The sequence below is a fragment of the Rothia sp. HMSC061D12 genome, from assembly GCF_001836735.1.
Classification (GTDB): Bacteria; Actinomycetota; Actinomycetes; order Actinomycetales; family Micrococcaceae; genus Rothia.
In genome coordinates, this window is the sequence record NZ_KV830307.1 from 75,065 (window position 1) to 96,819 (window position 21,755).

Annotated in this window: 16 protein-coding genes and 2 tRNA genes; 1 reads left to right on the forward strand and 17 read right to left on the reverse strand. The window is 61.3% G+C overall.

The features are described 5' to 3' along the window. Positions 1–87: 87 nt before the first annotated feature. From HMPREF2682_RS07010 to rpsB, 10 genes are all read right to left on the reverse strand, one after another. Entirely contained in the window at positions 88–2,136 is a 2,049-nt protein-coding gene (locus tag HMPREF2682_RS07010; RefSeq protein WP_070832723.1) for an ABC transporter ATP-binding protein/permease, read from the reverse strand. A 9-nt stretch (positions 2,137–2,145) separates the two neighbouring features. Then, positions 2,146–3,336 (reverse strand): efflux RND transporter periplasmic adaptor subunit, encoded by a 1,191-nt coding sequence (locus HMPREF2682_RS07015; RefSeq protein ID WP_070832726.1) that lies wholly within the window; start codon positions 3,334–3,336, stop codon positions 2,146–2,148. A gap of 195 nt (positions 3,337–3,531) precedes the next feature. Then, positions 3,532–4,386 (reverse strand): hypothetical protein, encoded by an 855-nt coding sequence (locus HMPREF2682_RS07020; protein WP_070832729.1) that lies wholly within the window; start codon positions 4,384–4,386, stop codon positions 3,532–3,534. A 268-nt stretch (positions 4,387–4,654) separates the two neighbouring features. Next, a complete protein-coding gene (dxr, locus tag HMPREF2682_RS07025) occupies positions 4,655–5,980 on the reverse strand; it encodes a 1-deoxy-D-xylulose-5-phosphate reductoisomerase (RefSeq protein ID WP_049355100.1) in 1,326 nt (441 codons plus the stop codon). A 120-nt stretch (positions 5,981–6,100) separates the two neighbouring features. Beyond that, positions 6,101–6,688 carry a hypothetical protein gene (locus HMPREF2682_RS07030; protein ID WP_005507072.1) on the reverse strand — a complete coding sequence of 196 codons (588 nt, stop codon included), beginning with the start codon at positions 6,686–6,688 and terminating at the stop codon, positions 6,101–6,103. A gap of 204 nt (positions 6,689–6,892) precedes the next feature. Further along, positions 6,893–7,720 (reverse strand): phosphatidate cytidylyltransferase, encoded by an 828-nt coding sequence (locus HMPREF2682_RS07035; RefSeq protein WP_239662362.1) that lies wholly within the window; start codon positions 7,718–7,720, stop codon positions 6,893–6,895. Positions 7,721–7,807: 87 nt separating this feature from the next. Then, positions 7,808–8,365, reverse strand: a complete 558-nt coding sequence (gene frr / locus HMPREF2682_RS07040; protein WP_060823760.1) for a ribosome recycling factor — start codon at positions 8,363–8,365, stop codon at positions 7,808–7,810. A gap of 293 nt (positions 8,366–8,658) precedes the next feature. Next, positions 8,659–9,402, reverse strand: coding sequence for a UMP kinase (pyrH, locus tag HMPREF2682_RS07045; RefSeq protein ID WP_005507067.1), 744 nt, complete (start codon positions 9,400–9,402; stop codon positions 8,659–8,661). A 195-nt stretch (positions 9,403–9,597) separates the two neighbouring features. Continuing rightward, complete coding sequence (tsf, locus tag HMPREF2682_RS07050) at positions 9,598–10,428, reverse strand: translation elongation factor Ts (RefSeq protein ID WP_005507065.1); 831 nt, start codon at positions 10,426–10,428, stop codon at positions 9,598–9,600. A 153-nt stretch (positions 10,429–10,581) separates the two neighbouring features. Then, entirely contained in the window at positions 10,582–11,379 is a 798-nt protein-coding gene (rpsB, locus tag HMPREF2682_RS07055; RefSeq protein ID WP_005507063.1) for a 30S ribosomal protein S2, read from the reverse strand. 446 nt (positions 11,380–11,825) lie between these two features. Between rpsB and HMPREF2682_RS07060 the strand changes: the two genes are divergently transcribed. After that, positions 11,826–12,497 carry a M23 family metallopeptidase gene (locus tag HMPREF2682_RS07060; RefSeq protein ID WP_246827277.1) on the forward strand — a complete coding sequence of 224 codons (672 nt, stop codon included), beginning with the start codon at positions 11,826–11,828 and terminating at the stop codon, positions 12,495–12,497. A gap of 125 nt (positions 12,498–12,622) precedes the next feature. Here the strand turns inward: HMPREF2682_RS07060 and HMPREF2682_RS07065 are convergent, their stop codons facing one another. The 7 genes from HMPREF2682_RS07065 to dnaG all read right to left on the reverse strand — a co-directional run bounded on the left by HMPREF2682_RS07065 (position 12,623) and on the right by dnaG (position 21,688). Next, positions 12,623–14,875 carry a flagellar motor protein gene (locus HMPREF2682_RS07065; protein WP_246827278.1) on the reverse strand — a complete coding sequence of 751 codons (2,253 nt, stop codon included), beginning with the start codon at positions 14,873–14,875 and terminating at the stop codon, positions 12,623–12,625. A 10-nt stretch (positions 14,876–14,885) separates the two neighbouring features. Then, positions 14,886–15,989 carry a hypothetical protein gene (locus HMPREF2682_RS07070; RefSeq protein WP_070832734.1) on the reverse strand — a complete coding sequence of 368 codons (1,104 nt, stop codon included), beginning with the start codon at positions 15,987–15,989 and terminating at the stop codon, positions 14,886–14,888. Between the two features lie 245 nt (positions 15,990–16,234). Then, positions 16,235–16,308, reverse strand: a tRNA-Ile gene (locus tag HMPREF2682_RS07075). Positions 16,309–16,423: 115 nt separating this feature from the next. Continuing rightward, complete coding sequence (locus HMPREF2682_RS07080) at positions 16,424–17,629, reverse strand: glycosyltransferase (protein WP_070832736.1); 1,206 nt, start codon at positions 17,627–17,629, stop codon at positions 16,424–16,426. A 326-nt stretch (positions 17,630–17,955) separates the two neighbouring features. Beyond that, positions 17,956–18,828: a phage holin family protein gene (locus tag HMPREF2682_RS07085; protein WP_070832739.1), complete on the reverse strand. Its 873-nt coding sequence runs from the start codon at positions 18,826–18,828 to the stop codon at positions 17,956–17,958. Positions 18,829–19,345: 517 nt separating this feature from the next. Then, a tRNA-Asn gene (locus HMPREF2682_RS07090) sits at positions 19,346–19,418 on the reverse strand. Positions 19,419–19,624: 206 nt separating this feature from the next. Then, a complete protein-coding gene (dnaG, locus tag HMPREF2682_RS07095; protein ID WP_070832742.1) occupies positions 19,625–21,688 on the reverse strand; it encodes a DNA primase in 2,064 nt (687 codons plus the stop codon). Positions 21,689–21,755 lie beyond the last annotated feature (67 nt).

The following is a 21,755-nucleotide window of genomic DNA, read 5'->3' on the forward strand; positions in this document are numbered from 1 at the left end:
GCGTAGGCGCGGAGGAAACATGCGGTGCGCCATCCCAACCAGCGGGGCGAGGGCGAACACCGCCCCTCCAAACCCTGCTCAGCGCGACTAGCCTGCCGCCAGGGTCTGTGCCGGATCAATACGCGAAGCCTTCGCAGCCGGGTACAGACCAGCCAACACACCAACCAGCGCACCAGCGCCCAGGCCCAGCAGAATAGTGTCGGCACTAATAATCGGCGTCCAACGGTTCATCAAAGACACAATCGAGATGCCGTTAACCGCCAGCACAATACCAGCCACAGCGCCCAGGATACCGGTCAGCAGCGCCTCCGCCGAGAACTGCAGCAGAATACCCGAAGGGCGCATACCAATAGCCAGACGCAAACCAACCTCACGGCGACGCTCCATCACCGCAACCAGGAACGTATTCATAATGCCCATCGCACCAATCACGAGGGTAATAACGCTCATGGCTATAAGCATGGTGCGTTGCTGCTGGTCGACAGCCTCACGAAGGGTCTTCGGCTCCGGCGGCACACTCACGCTATACAGGGCGGGACGTTCCGGCGAGAGCGCATACGGTGCTTCCTCCGCAATCTGGTTTGCGGCACCGGCAACAGTACTCACCACAATCTGAGTGGAACGCTTACCGGTCTGCGCCGCAGCAGCACCACCACCGGCGGCGGGCTGTGCTTCTTCAGCATCGGCACCAGGCTTCGCGCCCAGAGGCAGGTAGACCGAACCGTACGAAAGAGTCAGCGAGGGATTCTCCCGCACCACACCGATAACGGTGTACGGCTCATCGTGAATATAAACCGTGACCCCGGGGCTATAGGGCAGCGCGAGCTGGCGCATCACGCTTTCGCTGAGCACCACGACCTTATCGTTACGCTCCACGTGCCCCTCATCGAAGGTACGGCCCCACACCAGCTCGTGACCCTGCACGCTAAAGATAGTGGGCGTTGCAGCAAGGACGGACGCCGTCACGTTAGCGCCGCGCTCGCCAAAGTTGTCGGGGCCGCGCTGAATATCGGTGGATTCATCCAGCTGATCCACCAGCGCGGTACCGGTCACTCCGTTCAGCTGGCTAACACGCCGATAATTCTCGCTTGCCGCTAGGCTCAGAAGTTCAGCCCGGCTCATAGCTTCGGTTCGGGTAGAGCTAATCGTCAGGTGCTTAGCTCTAAAAATGTCGAAGCTGTCCGCCAGCTGCCCAGAAATGGTGGCGGTCAGACCAACGGTCAGCACAAGCGAAGCGATACCCAGAACCACACCAAGCATGGTGAAGATATTGCGCCTCACCCGGTGAACGGTAGCGTCCCACGCTTCTTTGAGGGAGGCGAGCGCCCAGGGTGCACGCCCGCTCCCCTGCGGCTTAGATGCTTGTTCCTCAGTAAAGCTAGGCTGGTTCAGAAGCTCACGAGCGGTCGTTTCTTCCTGCTGCGGCGCTTTCTGCTCGATGAGCTGCCCCTCGTGCATGCGCAGCACCCGGTCGCAGTGCTCCGCCACGAGCGGGTCGTGGGTAATCACAATCGTGCTTTGCTGATCGCCCGTACATTCGCGGAGCAGGTCAATCACTTCACGGGTGAGCTCTTCATCCAGCGAGCCGGTCGGCTCATCACAGAGCAGCAACGCCGGTTCTCCAATGAGTGCACGAGCAATAGCTACACGCTGCTTCTCGCCACCGGAGAGAGTGGTGATGGGCGCATCCGTCCGGTGGCTCAACCCCAGCAGGGCGAGAGTATCCGCAACACGTTGCGCTCGCTCCGCTTTGGGCACGCCACGGTAGATGAGCGGTAGCTCAACGTTGCGGTACACGTTCTTATGCTCGATGAGGTGGAACGCCTGGAAGACGAAACCGATGTTGTCCAGGCGCGCTTCAGCTCGCTGTGCCGCGTTGAAGGTTGCGGTGTCTGTACCGTCCAGCAGGTAGCTGCCGGAGGCGGGCATGCTGAGCAGACCGAGGATGTTCAGCAGGGTTGATTTGCCGCTGCCGGACGGTCCCAGGATTGCGACGACTTCTCCGTAGCGGACTTTCAGGTCAATATTTTTGAGCACGTCAATTCGGGTGTCACCCTGCATAAAGTGCTGGGACACTCCCTGAATATCGACGCTATAGGCTGGTGGGTGCGCGTGAGCGGCGCGGGAGTCAGTCATGTCTACTCCCTACTTTTTCTCGCGCATGATTTTGACGCTGTCGCCTTCGTGCAGGTCACCGGTGACGGCGTTCTTGCCGTTGGCGTTGCTGATGACGGTAACGGTTACCTCGCGTTCTTCGCGGGCCTTCGATCCGTTGGAGCTTTCGGGGCCGAGCACGATGACTCGGGTCTGTCCGTCACGGGTGTAGAGCGCCGATGAGGGTACGACCAGGTGCGCTTCGGGGGTTTCTTCGAGGGTGAGTTCCGCGTTGACGGCGCCTCGGAGGCTGTCCGCCTTATCCCCTACGTCGAGGGTGAGGATGCGTTCGCCTTCGGTGCCTCCTGCCGCACCGGCTGCGCCGTTGAGGTTGGAGCCAGCCGCGCCTTCTGCACCATTGGCCTGGCGACCGGCCTGGCTGTTGCCTGCAGCACCTGCGGCTTCGGTGGTGTTCTTGTACCCGAGGGTTGCAACGTACTCAGTATCACCGAGAGAGGGCACGGTTACCTTCTGACCGCTACGAGCTTCGGGGGTGAGCCTGCCGGTGGTTCCGGTGCAGCTGAGAGTCTTGCTACCCTCTGCGATGGTGGCTACGGGACCGTCCGCGATGGCGCCGGTTGCGCGGGGGTTGCCGGTGACAATTCCGGCACGGTTGATGATGAGGAAGTAGCGGGCGGGAATGGGCTGGTCAGTCTTCACGTGCGCGTAGCCGAGGCTGTCGAGGAGGTTGTTGAGAGCCTCGTAGGTGTCTTCGGTGATGCGCGCGGGCTGCGGGCCCTGGCGTCCCATGGCGGTTAGTGCCTCGTTGAGGAGTGCGGCGTCGGGGCCGCTGTCGTCGAGCTTGAGGTCGCGGTAGAGCGCGAAGCCGCCGGTGAGGGTGATGAGAGGTTCACCGTTGACTTCTGCGATGAGGGTGCCGTTGCCGACGGTGTCACCGTGTTTGATGGTGATTGCGGTGTACTGTCCTTCGCCGCTGTAGCGTAGCGGGGTTGAGGTGGCGTAGTTCGCGGTGCAGGTCAGGGGCACGGTGGTGTGCAGTTTTTCGCGGGTGACTGTGGCGGTGATGATGGAGGGGTCCGGGGGTGCCGCTTCTGCGTCTTTTTGGGCGGTGGTTTTGATGTTTTGGGCGCTGATGAGCGTACCGACGGTGATGATGAGGAGCAGGGCGATAATGCCGTAGAGCCAGAGGGTTTTCTTCTGGCGGGTGGGGGTGGCGCTCATGGTGTCCCTTCTTTGGGTGCGCGTACGGGAACGCTATTGTCTGTGCCGTTTGGGCTTAGGCGGCGGTGCCGTGTGGGGTTAGTTTGTGCCCGGCACGGGGATACGTGCCGGGCACAATACGCTGTGACGAGGTGTAGCCGTCGTGGCTACCCTGTACGCCTGTTCTGGTTAGTCCGGTCTGGTTAGTCCGGAGGATTAGCTCAGAATCTTTCGGGCGTTCTCTTCAGCAGTTTTCTTGGCGGTGGTCACCTGCTCGATGAGGCCCTGTTCCTTTTCGAGGAAGGAACTCAGGTAAGCGATAGCTATCTTCCGCTGTTCGGCATCCAGCCCGGTTGCTTCACGGCAGGTCGCATCGTTGATCGCCAGCTCGTGGGTGTCTTGGTTGTTCTGGCGGTACTGTTCGCGAGCCATAACCGGCGTGGTGTAGTCTCCTCCGAAGCGTTCCTTCATGCACTGTGCCCACTTCTCGGTGGCAGGCCCAAGGTCTTTGAAGATTGCGTCGTTGTTAAGGTAGTGAACCGCAGTGACGTTGACCTTTTTTATGATCGCACGGGATTCTTCTGAACCGAAGACTGCGCGGGTGGCTTCTTGCTGGCAACCGCCCTTTCCTTCGGTGCCGTTAAGAGCCTGCATTTCAGCATCGCTCATAGTACGGCTCTGCTCTTCCAGCGCTGTAGTAGCCGCAGAGTAGCGCTCTTCGTATCCGCGAGCGCGGGCGTCCGCAACGGTGAGAGGTTCAAGATCAGCATGCAGAAGCAGCGGGATTTCAGTTTTTCCCGCAGGAACCTTGTAGTTCGGGAAACCTCGTTCAGTCATGCACTGGCTCAGGGAGCGCTGGTAGGCACGGGCAACGTTGTCAGAAAGCGAGGCAAGGTTCTCTACTTTTTCGATAGCTTGACTATCGGGGCTCTTGGAGGCGCTATACGCCTTCTCAGTGTTAGCGGATGCCGAGGAGTCGGCGCTGGGCTGCCCGGATGCGCAGGAGCTAAGCACCAGGGTTAGCGGGAGTATAGCCCCGGCTAGGGTTCGTAGGGTGTTCTGTCGACGCATAGGGGCACTTCCTCGTGAAATATACGCTGCATCTTTGTTCACTCGTTCGAGGGCTCTTCATTGTTTGCCCTAGAGAGAACATATTTTGAACACTAGCCTACTATGCGCCGGGAGGGGAGGCAAGGGGGCGCGGAGGGGCGGTGTCGTCCGTAGTGACATCAGGGTGCCCGAAGCGAAGCGAGGGCGGGTGCCCCTGTAGGAACGAGGACGAACACCGTCCCTCCTGCAACAGCTGTACTTCTCGCAAAAGCAGGAAGAAAGCCGTCTCCTAGTTGCCGGTCATGCCCAGCAGCTCATTCGCGCGCACGCGAGCCCAACGCTCTGCGTTCAGCACCGCCCCCAGCGTCAAATCAGCGTCAGAGACCGCTTCGGCGCTACCGGTGTGCTCCTCCAGCACGCGCGCCACCGAATCGACAATGTCGGTAAAGCGAATCGCGCCCGCGTGGAATGCCGCCACGGCTTCCTCATTGGCGGCGTTGAACACTGCCGGGTGGGTGCCGCCGACCTTGCCGGCGTCCTTAATCATGCGCACGGCGGGGAATGCTTCCTCGTCCAGCGGCTCAAAAGTCCAGGATGCCGCCTTCGACCAGTCGCACGCGGGTACCGCGCCGGGGATGCGGTGCGGCCAAGTCAGACCCAGTGCGATGGGCAGAACCATGCTCGGCGGCGACGCCTGCGCGATGGTGGAGCCGTCCACGAACTGCACCATAGAGTGCACGACGGACTGCGGATGAACCGCCACGTCAATACGGTCCAGGTCCACGCCGAACAAGTGGTGCGCCTCGAGCACTTCGAGTGCCTTGTTAACCATGGTGGCCGAGTTGGTGGTGACAACCAGGCCCATGTCCCAGGTGGGGTGTGCGAGCGCCTGCGCGGGGGTCACGTCGTGCAGCTGTTCGCGCTTGTAGCCGCGGAACGGGCCGCCCGATGCGGTGAGGATGAGGCGGTCAATTTCAGCGTCGGTTCCGGAGGCGAGCGCCTGCGCAAGGGCGGAGTGCTCCGAGTCGACGGGCACCATGGGGGTGTCCAGGGGCGATGCGTCCACGGCGGCGCGTACGAGCGGGCCGCCTGCGATGAGGGATTCCTTGTTGGCGAGTGCCACGCGGTAGCCGCTGTTGAGGGCGGTGAGGGTCGGTTCCAGGCCGATGGAGCCGGTGATGCCGTTCAGGACGGTGTCTGCCGGGTGCGCTGCCGCCTGTACGGAGGCTTCGGCGCCGTGGGCGATCTGCGGGGTGTAGCCGGTGGCTCCTGCTTCGGAGGCTGCCGCTTCGATGAGTTCGCGGAGGCGCTGTGCGTCTTCTGCGGTGCCGCTGGTGGCGACCAGTTCGGCGCGCACGTGCACTGCCTGGCGTGCGAGCAGTTCGAGGGATCGGGAGCCTGCGGAGAGGGCGACGACCTTCAGCGGTGCGTCGGCGGCGGAGGCGCTGGTGCCCTTGAGCGCGGCGAGGTGGTCGATGACCTCCATGGCTTGGGTGCCGATGGAGCCGGTCGAGCCGAGGAGAGTGACGCGCTGCGGTGCGCGGGTGAGTTCTGTGAGGGCGTCGGTGAGGCGGTCGCGGCTGCCGCCGACGCGTGCTGAGGATCCAAACTTCATGGTTCTAGTGTCTCATGAGCTCGCGGGTACGTTCGGGCATGCGCCTGCGTTTAGGGCTGTCCTCGGCATAGAAGAATCCCCCACCCTGTTATCCGGGGCGGGGGATTCTACACATACGTTTTAGAGCAGGTCCTGCAGCAGCTCAATGCAGCGGTCCAGGAAAGCGTCCACCTGGGATTCCTCGTAGCTGACGGTGCCCGAGGCGGGGCGGAACTTTGCGTGGCGCACCACGGAGGGGTCCAGCGGCTCTTCGCTGTTGAGCTGGGCGTACACGCGGTCGCAGATGGCGTCCACGTCGCCGACGAAATAGCCCATGTGGCGGCGCTTGCTGGGGCGGCGGAAACGCTCACCGGCAGGGCGTTCCAGGCGGCCAGCGAGCAGCTCGCCGGTCTCTACGAGGGAGCGTTCCCAGTTGTCCAGGCCGTACGCCTCAATGTAGCGGCTGCGTTCAAGCTTGGCGAAGCGTTCCTCAATCTTTTCGAGGGCGCGGTCGACCACATCCAGCTGGTAGCCGCCGGGTTCTTCACGGAAGACGACCTGGCGGATTCGTCGGGAGGTGTAGAGGTCTTCGGGTAGTTCGGCGGCTCCGCTGAGCTTCTCGTAGTCCTCGGCGAGGCGGGTGAACAGGCGGTCTACTTCACTGCGCTTGTAGCCGGGTTCGGTTTCTCCTGCACGGGCAAATCCGCCTCCGTGGGTGGTGCTTGCCAAAGTGGGCTCCTCTCGACGATTGAACTTTAAGAATACCAATGCGCAGGCTACCTGGTGCAAGGTTGGCGGGCGGTGTCTTAGATATAGCCTTTTACGCCCCTATTCACCGGGTACAGCGAAAGCGGGTACAGCAGAGGCGGGGCGCCCCTCCCCCACTCGTGGGAAGAAACGCCCCGCCTCCATAAGCGATAAAAGCTTCAGGCTTTAGAGCGGCATAATAAACCGGAAAATCAGGCAGCCAGCCGCCGCAGCGAAAAGAATCGAGTCTAGGCGATCCATCATGCCGCCGTGACCGGGCAGGATATTCGACATGTCCTTCACACCCATACGGCGCTTGAACACGGACTCGACCAGGTCACCGGCAGTCGAAGCGACCACCATGACCGCCGCCAACGGAATAGCCCAATACCAGGGCGAACCCATGACCGCCAACGCGATAGCACCAACCACCGCCGAACCGACGAAGGAACCAGCCAGACCCTCCCAGCTTTTCTTCGGGGAGATCTTCGGCGCCATCGGGTGCTTACCCCAATTCACGCCGGCAATAAAGCCGAACGTGTCATTGCAGATTGCCATCAGCAGAATCATGAGGATGCCGCGCTCGCCGTGGTCCGTCTGGAAGTAGACCATGGCAATACCCAGCATCAGCGGCACCCACAGCAGAGCCAGGGCGCTACCGCTCAAAGACTTACCCAGTGAGACCTGACGGTCAGCACGCACGAGAGCAGAAGAGAGCAGCAGCGCCAGCAGGCTCACCGCCAGGGCGATGCCCAGCCCGGTAAAACCGAACAGGTAGGACACCACCACAATTGCGCCAGACAGGGCACCCAGCAGGTACTCCGGGATGCCGTAGCCGCGGCGGGTGTTGAGCACGTGCCCAATTTCCCAGGCGCCCAAAGCTGCCGCGCCGGTAGCGATCGCAACAAAAACCGGCTGGTAAATCAGGCCCAGCACCAATAGCACGCCGAAACCAACGCCCACACTAATGGCGGCGGGCAGGTTACGGCCAGCTTTGGCGCTGCGCGACTTCACCGGCGTTGCAGCGGTCTGCGGGCTCGGCTGTGGAGCAGGCGGCGCGCCTCTCTCTTCTTTCGCTTCTTTGCGTGTACTCATTAGGGTTTAGACCTCGAGCAGTTCAGCTTCCTTGTGCTTGTACAGTGCGTCGACCTGGTCGATGTGCTTCTTGGTCTGTGCGTCCAGTTCCTTCTCAGCACGTGCGCCTTCGTCTTCACCGATTTCGCTGTCCTTGACCAGCTTGTCAATAGCGGTCTTAGCGTGGCGGCGAACGTTACGGATGGAAACGCGGGACTCCTCAGCCTTGCTGTTGACGAGCTTGGTGTATTCCTTACGGCGCTCAGCGGTCATTTCGGGCATGACCACGCGGATAGCTGCACCGTCGTTGCTGGGGTTAACACCCAGGTCGGAGTCGCGCAGAGCCTTCTCGATAGCTGCCAGTGCGGTCACGTCGAAGGGAACGATCTTGACGGTACGTGCGTCCTCAACGTTGAAGGACACCAGCTGCTGCAGCGGGGTCGGTGCACCGTAGTACTCTGCGGTCAGGCCGCTGAAGATTGCGGGGTTCACACGACCGGTACGAACCTTAGCGAACTCAGTCTTGGTTGCTTCGATGGTCTTTTCCATCTTCTCGCCGGCTTCGGCAAGGATTTCTTCGATCACGAAAGGATCTCCTTTGTCGGAATTCTGGGGTGCCAGAATTGTCGGTGGGCGTTCGCTCAGCCCTCATGATTCCCACCGGTCCGCGGCGCATCCGAGGCAAAAACCTTAGAAATAATGCGTAGTCGGCAGGAAAGAGGCAGAACGTCGTATTTGATATAAGTCTAGACGGTACCGGCGGGCATAAGCGAGTTTTAGCGCTCACCCGCGCGGTACCGTCCAGAATAAGTCCGCGCTATCGAGCACGGTCACAATCAGAGGGGGCATCAGGCATGCCCCAACCTAAAATTTAGGTGTTAGCGAGTAACGAGGGTACCCATCTTCTCGCCCAGGATTGCGCGGGTCACGTTACCCTCGCCCTGCATGCCGAACACGCGCATGGTCACGTTGTTGTCGCGGCACAGGGAGAATGCGGTCTGATCCAGCACGCGGATGTTACGCTGCATAGCCTCATCGTAGGTGAGGTTGTACAGGCGCTCAGCGTTGGGGTCCTTGTTCGGGTCAGCAGTGTAGATGCCGTCCACGCCGTTCTTAGCGACCAGAACCTCGTCCGCGTGGATTTCCAGGGCACGCTGCGCAGCCACGGTGTCGGTGGAGAAGTAGGGCAGGCCCGCACCAGCACCGAAGATCACGACGCGGTCCTTCTGCATGTGGCGGATCGCGCGGCGAGGAATGTAAGTCTCAGCAACCTGCGGCATGGTGATAGCGGACTGAACGCGGGTGTCAATACCCTCCTGCTCCAGGAAGTCCTGCAGAGCCAGGGAGTTCATGACGGTGCCGAGCATACCCATGTAGTCTGCACGGGAGCGGTCCATACCCGCCTGAGAAAGCTCAGCGCCACGGAAGAAGTTACCGCCACCAATCACGATGGAGGTCTCAACCTCGCCAACGGTTGCGGCGATCTGCTTAGCGATGCTGCGCACGACCTCGGTCGAAATGCCAACTTCACCGCCACCAAAAACCTCACCGGAAAGCTTGAGCAAAACGCGGCGGCGGCCGGTCTCGTCACGGTGCATCGGGCGGGGATTCGCTTCAGTCATGGTTCCTCCAGTGGCTTACCTAGGGATTGTTATGGGTGATTTGGGCGGGCTCCTGCCGCCTAGTCCTTATCAAGGATACAGCAAAGCCGGGTAGCCACCAGTGGTGACTACCCGGCTTCAGGCTATAATCCCAACCTCATACGATTTCCCTTACCGGGAACCCGTAATACGGGAGGGTAGAACTGCAGCGAGTCCTTATGCACCCACGCGGAAACGTGCGAATGCGGTTGCGGTTGCGCCAGCCTCGGACAGAACCTGTGCAACAGACTTCTTGGAGTCCTTTGCGAAGTCCTGATCCAGCAGGGTGTTCTCCTTGAAGAAGCCCTTCAGGCGACCCTCAACGATCTTGTCCAGAATCTTCTCGGGCTTGCCCTCAGCGATTGCGGTCTCGCGAGCAACGCGCTTCTCGGTCTCGATCTGGTCTGCGGGGATGGACTCGGAATCCAGGTACTTGGGGCTCATTGCAGCAATGTGCACTGCAACGTCGTGTGCGATCTCGTCGGTGTTCTCACCGGAGACAGCCAGCAGAACGCCAACCTGTGCGGGCAGGTCCTTGGAGGTCTTGTGCAGGTAAACTGCAACGTTCTCGCCCTCAACGCGTGCAACGCGGCGGACAACGATCTTCTCGCCGAGCAGTGCACCAGCGTCGGTGGTCAGCTCCTCAACGGTCTTGCCCTCGTAGGATGCAGCCTGCAGCTCTTCCAGGGTGGAAGCGTCAGCAGCAATAGCAGCCTCGAGCACGTTCTGGCCGAAAGCGATGAAGGGGTCGGACTTTGCCACGAAGTCGGTCTCAGAGTTGACCTCGATCATGTAGCCAACGCCGTTCTCAACGCGTGCAGCTACCAGGCCCTCAGCGGTTGCGCGACCCTCGCGCTTGGTGATGCCCTTCAGACCCTTAACGCGGATGATCTCGGCAGCCTTCTGCTGGTCGCCGTTAGCCTCGTCCAGAGCCTTCTTGACGTCGAGCATACCTGCGCCGGTCTTCTCGCGCAGTGCCTTGATGTCTGCTGCGGTGTAGTTCGCCATTGTGAACTCCTTGTGTTGCTGTAATAAATCGGGATGACATCCCGGTGGTACAAATGGCGGACGGCGCCGCGCCCAGGTCAGGGCGGGCGCCGTCCGAACGTGGTCCCCACAGGCGGGGGCCACAAAGCATAAAGCTTAGTGGGCTAAGAAAGCTTACTTAGCTGCCTCTTCAGCCTTTGCAGCCTCGTGCTGCTCCAGGAGCTCGCGCTCCCAAGCTGCCATGGGCTCCTCAGCTGCTTCAGCCTTGCCGTTCTTCTTAGCGTTGCGCTCGATCAGGCCGGCTGCCACTGCGTCAGCAATCACGCGGGTGAGCAGGTTGACGGAGCGGATAGCGTCGTCGTTACCGGGGATCGGGAAAGCAACCTCGTCGGGGTCGCAGTTGGTGTCGAGGATAGCAACAACGGGGATGCCCAGCTTCTGAGCCTCGTTAACTGCCAGGTGCTCCTTCTTGGTGTCAACAACCCACAGGAGGGAGGGAACCTTGGACAGGTTGCGGATACCGCCGAGGGTCTTCTCGAGCTTCTCGAACTCGCGACGCATGAGGAGCAGTTCCTTCTTGGTGTAGCGAGAACCTGCTACATCGTCGAAGTCAATCTGCTCGAGTTCCTTCATGCGCTCGATGCTCTTGGAGATGGTGCTGAAGTTGGTCAGCATACCACCGAGCCAGCGGTGGTTCACGTAGGGCATGTTCACGCGGGTTGCCTGCTCAGCGATAACTTCCTGAGCCTGCTTCTTGGTACCCACGAACAGGATGTTGCCACCGTGTGCGACGGTCGACTTAACAGCCTCGTATGCCTTGTCGATGAAGGCGAGGGACTGCTGCAGGTCGATGATGTAGATGCCGTTGCGCTCGGTCAGGATGAAACGCTTCATCTTGGGGTTCCAACGGCGGGTCTGGTGACCGAAGTGAACGCCGGAGTCCAGCATTTCACGCATAGTTACGACGGGCATGTCGTCTCCTTTGTGGTGCCGCGCGGACCTCCCATTCGGGCTAGCCCAACGCGCGCATAGTAGTTATCAGTTTTTCCTGGCGGCGGTTAGCGCTCACGGTTGCCCGTTCAGCTCAGGCCCTAACCACCCCGTGTGGGTGGACCGAAGGTCCCTTATCGGCTCCCCATGTGAGGATGCCGCTCACGCCGCGCGTCGTCAGTGATGCTGTGCGGAATCCCTCGATGAGGGAGAATACCCGCGCAGGCACACTGCAATACGACATTGTACCGTATATTCCGCGATTAATCCGCCGGGTCGGGGTTAAAACCTGTGCGGGCGGTTCGGGTGTGTGCGGGGGCACTGTGGATAAAGGATTTTAAGGCGAAAACGGCGGGGTTATCCACAATTTTTCGTGAGGCGCTGCGGGGCGAGGCAATTCGTGATGTGCTCAGAAGATGAAGCAGAACATGAAAAGTTTAGAGAACTCGCTGCGGCGCGTAATGCTGGTGGCGTGCTGCCTGCTGGGCGCGCTTGTGAGTGCGGGTGGGCAGGATTATTCGGGCGGGAGGGGCGTTACGGGCTGGACTGGTTTTGCAGACGGCGGCGCATCCGTCGCGGAGGTAACAGATTCCGGCACCGTTGAGCTCACCGCGAGCCGACTACGCTACCGCTCCCCCACCGCCACCTCCAGACCGCGGGTAATCCATCCCTTTGAGAAGCCCGCCCAACGCTGGAGTGCCGGGCATCGCGGCGTAGACCTCGCCGTGCCCGAACACGACCGGCGCGTCTACGCACCGGCACCCGGCAAAGTGGTGTTCAGCGGCACGGTCGTCAACCGCAAAGTGCTGGTCATTGCGCATCCGGATGGGCGGCGCAGCACCTTCGAACCTATGGATGAGGCGCTCCCGGTCGGCACCACCGTTGCAGCCGGTGAGGTCATCGGCACCGTCGCTACAACCTCCGGCGGCGACAGTGAGCACCCCTACCGGCGGTGCTCCACTCCGTGCCTGTACTGGGGTGTGCGCCAGGGAGGCGCCCGCGGGGACGGCAGCGGCAAGGACGCCGAGTACATCAACCCCATGAGCCTGCTGGGCTCGAAGGAACCAAGCATTCTGCTACCCGTGCCGGGCGGATATTAGGAACAGACACTAATGGAGACGAGCCGCAGATACAGCTGTGGCCCGTCACCTCCCAAGAAGGAGGCAACGGGCCACAGGAGCCAGCCTAAGTTGTGCTCACTAGCGTAGGTGCTAGAGACAGCTGATTACTGGAGGACGTCACCGTCATCAGCACCAAACTGGTTCGGCTGTACAGGCTGCTGAGCAGTCTGGCCGGGCTGAACCTGCTGACCGGGCTGAGTAGGCTGAACCGGCTGTGCAGGCTGTACGGTCTGCGCGGCCTGTGCATCGTACGCGGGCATTGCCTTGGTCGGTTCATTCTCACCGTAGTTCAGGCCGTGCTGCGGGGTGAACACCTGAGTCGGCGAATCATCACCCGCGGTGTAGGCGGTGTTCTGCGCCGGGTAGCCGCCCTGTGCCTGGTAACCGGGCTGAGCAGCATAACCATTCTGAGCAGCATAACCATTCTGAGCAGCGTAGCCGCCCTGTGCCGGGTAGCCACCCTGTGCGTCAGCCTGGGTTGCGCCGTAACCGGTCGCAACACCCGCAGCTGCACCCAGTGCAGCAGCCGAAGCGGCACGACGCTCACGGCCCTTCGCACGAGCCGCCGCGATCTTCTTGCGGAACAGGAAGAGCAGAACCAGGATGAGCAGCAGCAGACCCACAATAACCGCGTCCACGATTACGTCAGTCATGCTCAGACCTGACACCGGAACAGTCAGACCGGAGGTGGTACTGACACCACGGTCAGTCTTGACGCCCAGCTCGCCACCGTTCACGGTGAGCTGCACGTGCTGAGAGTTCTTCGCGAGGCTGTTCGCGGCATCAACCTTCTGCTGATCCAGCGAGGAGAAGGTCGGAGCCTTGAAAGTGAACTCGAAGGGAGCGGAGTAGTAGTTGCCCAGCTTCGAAGAGAGCTTGATCTCCGGGGTCACTGTGTAGTCGGAACCGAAGGGGTGGTAGCCGCCGGGGCGGGTGACAGTTACCTTCGAGTCGGGCAGGTATGCGTTCAGACGCTGGTTGAACTCGTTCTGGTCCTTACCGCGAACCTTCACGCTCACGATGGTGGAGTCGCTGTCCTGGCGCACCTCGGTCTCGTCATCGCCGCCGCCCGCGAAAACGTCCTTGAGCTTCTGCTCAGCGCCCGCAACATCCTCGGTCGGGAATGCGTAGAGGAAACGCGCTTCCATGGAACCGTCCAGGCCCAGGGAGGTAGCGACCTTCATGCTCTTCATCTCGATCTGGCGCGAAGAAACACGGTCAACCGCGATGAGAGTGTTGCTACCGCCAGAACGGGAGGAGCTAGCGCGACCCTCGGGGTCCACCATGTAGGACTTATCGTTGCTGTCCATGATGGTCAGAGTCAGACCGTCACCGCTCGGGGAGCACAGCAGGGAGCAGTCCAGCAGGCCCGAAATCTTCTTCTGAACGGTGAAGTTGTGATCCTTCGCCACTACCTCACGGCTGGCAGAGAGATCAGTACTACCCGCACCAAACAGCTTCTTGAGGCCGTTGCTCAAATCCTCAATCGAAGAAGCGCTAAAGGTCAGGGTACGACCCACTTCTTCCTTGGCGCTGGCAGTCGACGCGGAGGGGGCGTATGCCTTCGCCTGCGAGGACTCCAGACCCTTCTTCAGCTCGGAGCCCTCAGGCTTGACCTGGTTCAGGTAGGCGTCGACCGCCGAGGCGGTCTCGGTGTTCATGATTTCCTTCGCAACGAAGGAAACCATCACGGAGTAACCGCCGTCCTTCTCCTTCACATCAAGGATGACGTTACGGAAACCGCGGTCCTGAACATCCTTAGCGGAAATCTTAGACCCACCGGAGTTCTTCACTTCCTTCTCGCCAAACTTCACAGTGGTTTCATCACTACTGCTGAGGACGCTGTTCTTGTTGGATGCAGACACCACACCGTCCACTACCAGAGCTTCAGGAAGCCAGCCCAGCAGGTCGCCCGAGCTGAAGTTTTCCTTCACCTGAATACCCTGCACCAGGCCCTGGTCAGAGTTGACGATGCTAATCTGCGGCTTGATGTCGGAGCCCGAAGCCTTCAGCAGAGAGGTCACCTTGGAGTGGTATTCGTCCACGGAGGAGAAGGAGACCTTGAAGGTCGCACGAGCCTTCTCGCCCTCAGACTGAATACCTTCGTACTCCATGCCCTCGGGCAGGTGCTTACGAACGGACGCATCCAGCGCCTGGGTGCCGCCCTTAACCTTGTCCTGGTTATCCTTCATGTTGAAGGAAACCAGAATCGTACGAGTACCCTTCTCGGCGCTCTCAAGACCCAGCTGGGTCTCAATCTTCGCGCTGCAGGCACTCAGAATCAGCGCTGCAATGGTCAGCAGAACCGCCAGGAACATCCAGCGCTGACGAGCCGGTGCAGCCGGGGTATGAGTCATCGCGTGCATTCTAGGCTCCCATCAGGCGAATAGCCACGTAGTAAACAACCATGGATGCCAGAACCCATGCGGTGCTCAGCGCCGCGTGCATGATAATCGGGGACTTCGCGAAGCGGCCCAGACGGTTCAGGCCCAGGTAGGTCAGAGCCTCACCCGAGAACACCGCAAAAGCAAGCACCAGAACCATGAGCATGGTCAGGAAGAACGCGCCGTCACCGCTACGGGTGAGGCGCAAGAAGAACACGAGCAGGTTCAGCAGCAGGAACGAAGGAATCAGCACCAGAGAAGACACCGACACAGCGTGCATACTCGCGGTGAAGGACGCCGGCGCCTTGCCAATGCGCGCGGTCAGCTGCAGCTGCACACCGCGCAGAACCTGCACGCCGAAGATGGCGAGAGCCATCAGCACGTACGCCAGAATCATGCGTCCGGTCGGCACGGCCTGTGCGGCGTAGGCACCACCGTAGGCGGCACCACTTCGGCCACCAAACATGTAGCCCAACATGGACATCATGACAACCGCCGCCAGAATTACCAGCTGGCTGAAGAAGAACGCGCCCACCAGCGCCTGCAGAGTCGTGGGAACAATCCAACCCCACGCACCGGCGGAAGAAATGCGGGCGTGCGCGGTCGCCGGGTTGCTGGAGAAGACGTCCAGGAACGCATTCCAGGTGGCACCCAGTGCCTTCACCACCGGATGCGGTGCGCTCGGCGCGTAGACTGCCTGGCCGGGCTGACCGGGCTGAGGTGCAGCACCGGGCTGTGCAGTACCAGGCTGAGGTGCGGCGGCAGGCTGACCGGGCTGAGCGGGAGCTGCCTGATCCTCAGCATTCGGCTGTGCATTAGCGCTCGCCGGAGCGGGCTGGGGCGCCTGCTGCGACTGAACGGGCTCAGGCTGAACGGGCTGCTGAGGTGCTACCGGTGCGGCAGGCTGAGCAGCATTACCCTGCTGGCTCGACTGCACGGGCTGGCTCGGCTGAGCAGCCTGAGCTACATTACCCGGCTGAGCAGCCTGGCCCGGAAGCGAAGCGTCCTGTGCGGGACGCGCGCCAGCATCGTAGCCGTAGCCCCCGGCGGCACCCTGCGACGGGTTGTTGGGAGTGTTCTCCGACATTGAGATCCTCTCGTATGGTGTGTGGAAGCAACACCTACCGGCAGAATCGGCATCTACCGGCGGCATCACACTGTCTTTCGTGACAAGACTCTTCAACCCTACCGTATTGAACGCTATGGTGCGTCTTCGTTCGTCATTTACTCATTTTCATCACCGTTGATGCATTCCACGCACGAAAATAGGCGGGCGCAGGCACGAAAAAGCCCCGCCCGCCGACAAGTGGGTGAAGTCGACGGGCGGGGCCGTAGGGAGTGCGGGGCTCGAACCCGCGACCAAGGGATTATGAGTCCCCTGCTCTAACCGGCTGAGCTAACTCCCCATCCGGTGCAGTGACGGCGCGCAATGGGCGCCAGCACCATCCTCTAGAGTACCTGAACGGCGACTGAGAACGAAAAACGCTCTCTCCTACTCACCGCTCGGAGGCCTAGAGAAGCTTAGCGGCGCGAATCCAGATAACGCTGGTACGGAGCGTCGCTCACGTACAGCTCCTCGAAGGTGCGCCAGGTGTTCTCAGCGCTGTGGAAGCCCACAATACGGCGGGACTCGCGGCCCATCTGCTCACGCTCAGCGGCGGGCAGGGAGAGCACAGCCTCCAGCTTCTTCGCCAAATCCTGAGCATTATTGGGTTCGAAGAGGTAGCCGTTCACGCCTTCCTCCACCAGGTGCGGCAGAGCCAGCGCGTTCGCAAGCACCACGGGGGTGGAGGCGCTCATTGCCTCCAGGGAAACCAGGGACTGCAGCTCGGCGGTACCGGGCTGGCAGAACACGTCAGCCATCTGGTACACCTCGGGCAGATGCTCATCCGGAACGAAGCCACGGAAAATCACGCGGTCGGACACACCGCAATCGTGCGCCTTCTGCTCGAGAGCCTCACGCAGCTCACCGCCACCGGCAATATCCAGCACCACGTGCTCGAGGGTATCGGGCAGCAGGGAGAGCGCCTCGATAAGCACATCCACGTTCTTCTCTTCGGCAAGGCGACCCACAAAGGCAATACGCAGCTCACCGGGAACCTTGCCGGCGTCAGCGCCCTCAGCCAGCTCGTAGTCGCTGATCTCAATACCGTTAGAAACCGGCATGACGGGACGGTCAAAATGACCCAGGTCGCGCATCGCATCCGCACCGATCTGGGTGGGGGTGGTAACGACCGCAGTCTTGGAGAAGCAGAAACGCATGTCCTTCCAGGTGACCTTCTCAATCACGCGCTTCACGGGAGCGGGGAAGGGCAGGAACGGGTCAAGGTTCGCCGGCATGAAGTGGTTCGTTGCGATAACGCGGATACCGCGGCGCTTCGCCTGGAAGATGAGGGCGCGGCCAATAATGTAGTGGCACTGCACGTGCACCACGTCCGGGCGAACCTCGTCAAGGATTGCGCCGACCTCGGACCAGATCTCCCAGGGAACGCAGATGCGGTTCGTCTCGTGGGTCGGGGGCAGGTGCGAGCGCAGGCGGTGCTCCACGATGCCGCCCTCTACTTCGGTGCGGTAGCTGGGGCCGGGGATGGGGCTGGCGGCGACTACGTGCACGGAGTGGCCTCGCTTGAGCATGGAGGTGGCGAGGCGGTGACCGAATTGCGCTGCACCGTTGATGTCCGGCGGGTAGGTTTCTGCGCCAATCAGAATCGTCTTTGCCTGTTCCATGACGGGGCTCCTCATCGGGGTGTAGTGTGTCGGTGACTTTGGGGTTTCGGGTGCGACGGTGCGCCGCTTCTACCTCTGTCTGCCGCGTGCACCGGGTGGGTCCAGTACGTACAGCACTTGTCTATTCTACCTGTGAGCTGCGTCCTTCTCCGATTTGTGGCGGGCGGCTTTGGCTGGGAGTTACCTCTAAACCTCACATTGAGACAGAAGCCGGCAACCTGCCCGTAGACGCACAAACGCCCCGATACGAGTATCGGGGCGTTTTGATGCTTGGCGTTAAACCTGTACCGGTTTTAGCGGCGGCTAGGTTTAGCGGCGAACAGTGTTTAGCGGCGAACCAGGCGGTTCAGGAAGTGCAGGACGGTTGCAATGGATGCGCCCAGTGCTGCGAAGGACTTCCAGCGTGCCTGCAGAACCTCGGGCTTGCGCACGTTCTCTGCCAGGCCGCGGCCGGTAGCTGCTGCACTTGCGGCAACCTCGGAGGGCACTGCCTTGAGTGCATCCAGAGCCTGCTGGGTGTTGTTCTGAACGTCGCCGGTGTAGGACTGCAGGTCGTCGCGCAGGGCTGCCAGGTGCTGGCGGCGTTCCGCGGTGCGCTGCTTGAGCTCTTCGAAGGTCGGCGGCTTGGGCTCTTCCTCGCCGCGTGCCTTGCGCTCTTCAGCTTCCTGACGTGCGCGTTCTGCTGCTTCTTCAGCTTCCTTAGCCTTCTGCTCTGCACGCTCTGCCTGTTCCTTCTTCAGGCGCTCAGCGGACATGGCGGTACCTTCCTTGAGTACGCCGAGGTCGAAGAGCAGACCGAAGATTGCGGATTCGGGCTTGAACGGCAGCTGTGCCTTGACCTTCTTCAGACCGACCAGGGCGCAGATTGCCAGGACGATGAGGAAGACGAGGGCGAAGACCAGTGCGGATGCCCAGTAGGGCATGACGGTGCCGAGGCCGAGGATTGCTGCGGCGACCAGCGCAATGATCAGGAACAGACCGAAGACTGCTGCGACGCCGAAGAAGGCTGCGCCCTTACCAACGGCGATGCCCTTGGTCTTCAGCTCGTGCTTTGCAATCTGGATTTCGTCCTTGACCTGGCTGGGTCCGAGGGTCTTGAAGGTTTTGCCAGCGTCGATGATGTTCGCGACGCCGGACTTAATCCCGCTGATGCCAGCAAAGAAACGCTTGGGTGCCTTGGGATTAGTAGTAGTGGTCATGACCACCTCTCCGTGACGTGTTTTTGGAGGCTTCTTTTTCGCACTCCACCTCCTATAGTTTAGCCCCTTATGATACCTCCGCGTGACCGTTTGGGTGGGGGTTTGCGCTATCTCTTCAGGTATTTTCGACTTTCTGGAGGCTGCATTGAGCTGCAGGCGTAGCTTTCTAGGTTTGGTTGCGCCTGTGGATTTGCTCTGGAGTAGGCGTAAGAGGATGCCGGAGGGGCGCTCCCCCGCTGTGTCCGGGGTGCGGGTGCGGCGCGTGTGGACGGGGTGAACTTTTCTGTGCGTTAGACTTCATATTTTTGCGCGGTGGGGCATCTTTGCCTCGCCGAGGGCGTAAGCCCGAGGGGTTACTGGTGCACGGTTTAGAGGGAACGTTCCGACTGGACTCGACTAGACGAAGTTAGGTGCGGGCGCCCCAGCGCCTGCACCTAACGCAGTGGTTACTGCGTTCGAGTCCCGTCGGGAAAATGGAAAAGCCTCAGAACTTCGTTCTGAGGCTTTCTCTGCTTTGCTCCCCCGACTGGACTCGAACCAGTAACCCTTCGATTAACAGTCGAATGCTCTGCCAATTGAGCTACGGGGGATTATTTTGTTTTCGTTGCCGGTTTCCCTTGCAACGAGTAATAACTATACCGGGGCTGTTTGGGCTCCGCAACTTGAAATGCCGTGAAGTGCATCACTCTTTGGATTGGGGCTGGTGTTGCCCTCTACTGACCGGTTGTGCTCCCCCGGCAACATGCAGAACGCAGGACATTCGACAGGTTGCCGGGGCACCCGTAGAGAACCGCGCCTAGCCGCGCTGTGCGCTGAGCTGGCGGCGGCGCATCTCCAGCTCGAGGAGCTGACGCTGTACCGCCTCGAACTCTTCGTCGTCCGGGTTGGCGCTGAGCTGTTCCAGGCGCATCATCAGGTCGGACTTTTGGCGGGCAATCTGCTGCTCAAACAGGGCGTTGAGCGCGCCGGTCACAAAACCGGGCAGACGCTCAGCACTGCTGACGGGCAGGGGCGAGACGGCCAGCTCCGCGATGGCGGGGTGAACCCCCTCCACCGCGCCGGAGCGCACACAGTTGATCCACTCGATGCCGGGGGTGGGCGCCATGACGGTTGCCGCATGGATAATGCCGGCGGCTACCTCGCGGTGGGTGCGGTAGCGGAACTGCACGGTGGCGAGGTTACGCCACTGCTCCACGCTGATGAGCTCGGGGTGCTGCAGGGCAATCTCGAGCGCAGCCTTTTCGAGGCGTGCAACCGGGTCGCGCGGGTCGGGGGTGAGGAACTCCTCGACGGCAGGCGCCTCCGGCTGCGGCTGGGGTGCGGCGGGCTGAATGCTACTCGGCGGGTGCGCGGCAGCGTTCTGCCCGGCGTAGGCGCTGGGCGCGGCGTAATCTTCGGGAGGCGGTGCATCGTAGGCGGGGTCGTAGGGCGCGTCGGTATGTGCCATACCGGGCTGACCCTGCGGCCCCTCGTTCAGACGCTCGTAACGCGGCGCGGCGGCGGCAGCCTCCGCCTGCTGGGAGCGCGAAAGCTTCGGTTGGTTCTGCGCGTACGCCACGGCACGCTGAATCTCGTCCAGCTCCAGGCCGAGCTGACCGGAGACCTTACGCATGTAGGCGGGGCGCAGGTCGCGGTCCTTGATGCCGGCAATAATCGGGGCGATAGCGCGCATCGCCAGCACGCGGCCCTCAAGAGTCGCCAGGTCGTACTTGGCGAGGGTCGAATCAATCGCGAACTCGAACAGCGGGCGGCGCGAAGCAATCAGCGAGCGCACGGCGGCGTCGCCCTTGTGCAGGCGCAGGTCGCAGGGGTCCATGCCGTTCTCAGCAACCGCCACGAAGGTCTGCGCCACAAAACGCTGATCCTCCTGAAAAGCTGCCATGGCGGCTTTCTGTCCTGCGGCGTCACCGTCGAAGGTGAAGATGATTTCTCCGCCGGAGCCGTCGTCGGTAATCATGCGGCGCACCATCTTGATGTGGCCGGGACCGAACGCGGTACCACAGGTGGCAACGGCGGTGGTGATGCCGGCAAGGTGTGCCGCCATGACGTCCGTGTAGCCTTCCACGATGACGACCTGCTTGGTCTTGGTCATATCGCGTTTTGCCAGGTCAATGCCGTAGAGCACCTGGGATTTCTTATACAGCTGCGTCTCGGGGGTGTTCAGGTATTTGGGGCCCTGGTCGTCATCGAAGAGGCGGCGGGCACCAAAGCCGATGGTCTCCCCGGCAATAGTACGAATCGGCCAGATGATGCGGCCGCGGAAGCGGTCGTACAGGCCGCGGTTGCCCTCGGAGAACATGCCGGTCGCCTTCAGCTCCTCGTCGGTGAAGCCCTGGGAGCGAAGGTGCTTGAGCAGGTGGTCCCAGCCGCGCGGGGCGTAGCCGACACCGAACTTGCGGGTTGCGGCGGGGTCGAAGCCGCGGGCGCCGAGGAAGCGCTGCGCCTCCTGCGCATCAGCACTGTAGAGGTTGCGTTCGAAGAACTCGGCGGCAATCTTGTGCGCATCGAGCAGGCGGCGGCGCATACCCGCCTCGTAGCGGTCGCCGGGCTTACCGCCCTCATAGTGCAGGGTGTAACCAATACGGGCGGCTAGGCGCTCCACCGTCTCAACAAAGCTGGTGTGCTCCATCGCCATGACGAAGGAGTACACGTCACCGGATTCACCGCAGCCGAAGCAGTGGTACGAGCCGACCTGCGGGCGCACATTGAAGGAGGGCGTGCGCTCGTCGTGGAACGGGCACAGCCCCTTGAAGGTGCCTATACCGGCGCTTTTGAGGCTGACGTAGCCTTCAATAATTTCGCGGATATCGGTACGGGCGCGGACTTCGTCAATGTCTTCTTTGCGGATTAATCCAGCCATAAACTCAATTCTACGGTGGGGGTCAACAGGTAGCGCCTGTGGGCGCTACAGGGGCGCCAAAGAGCGG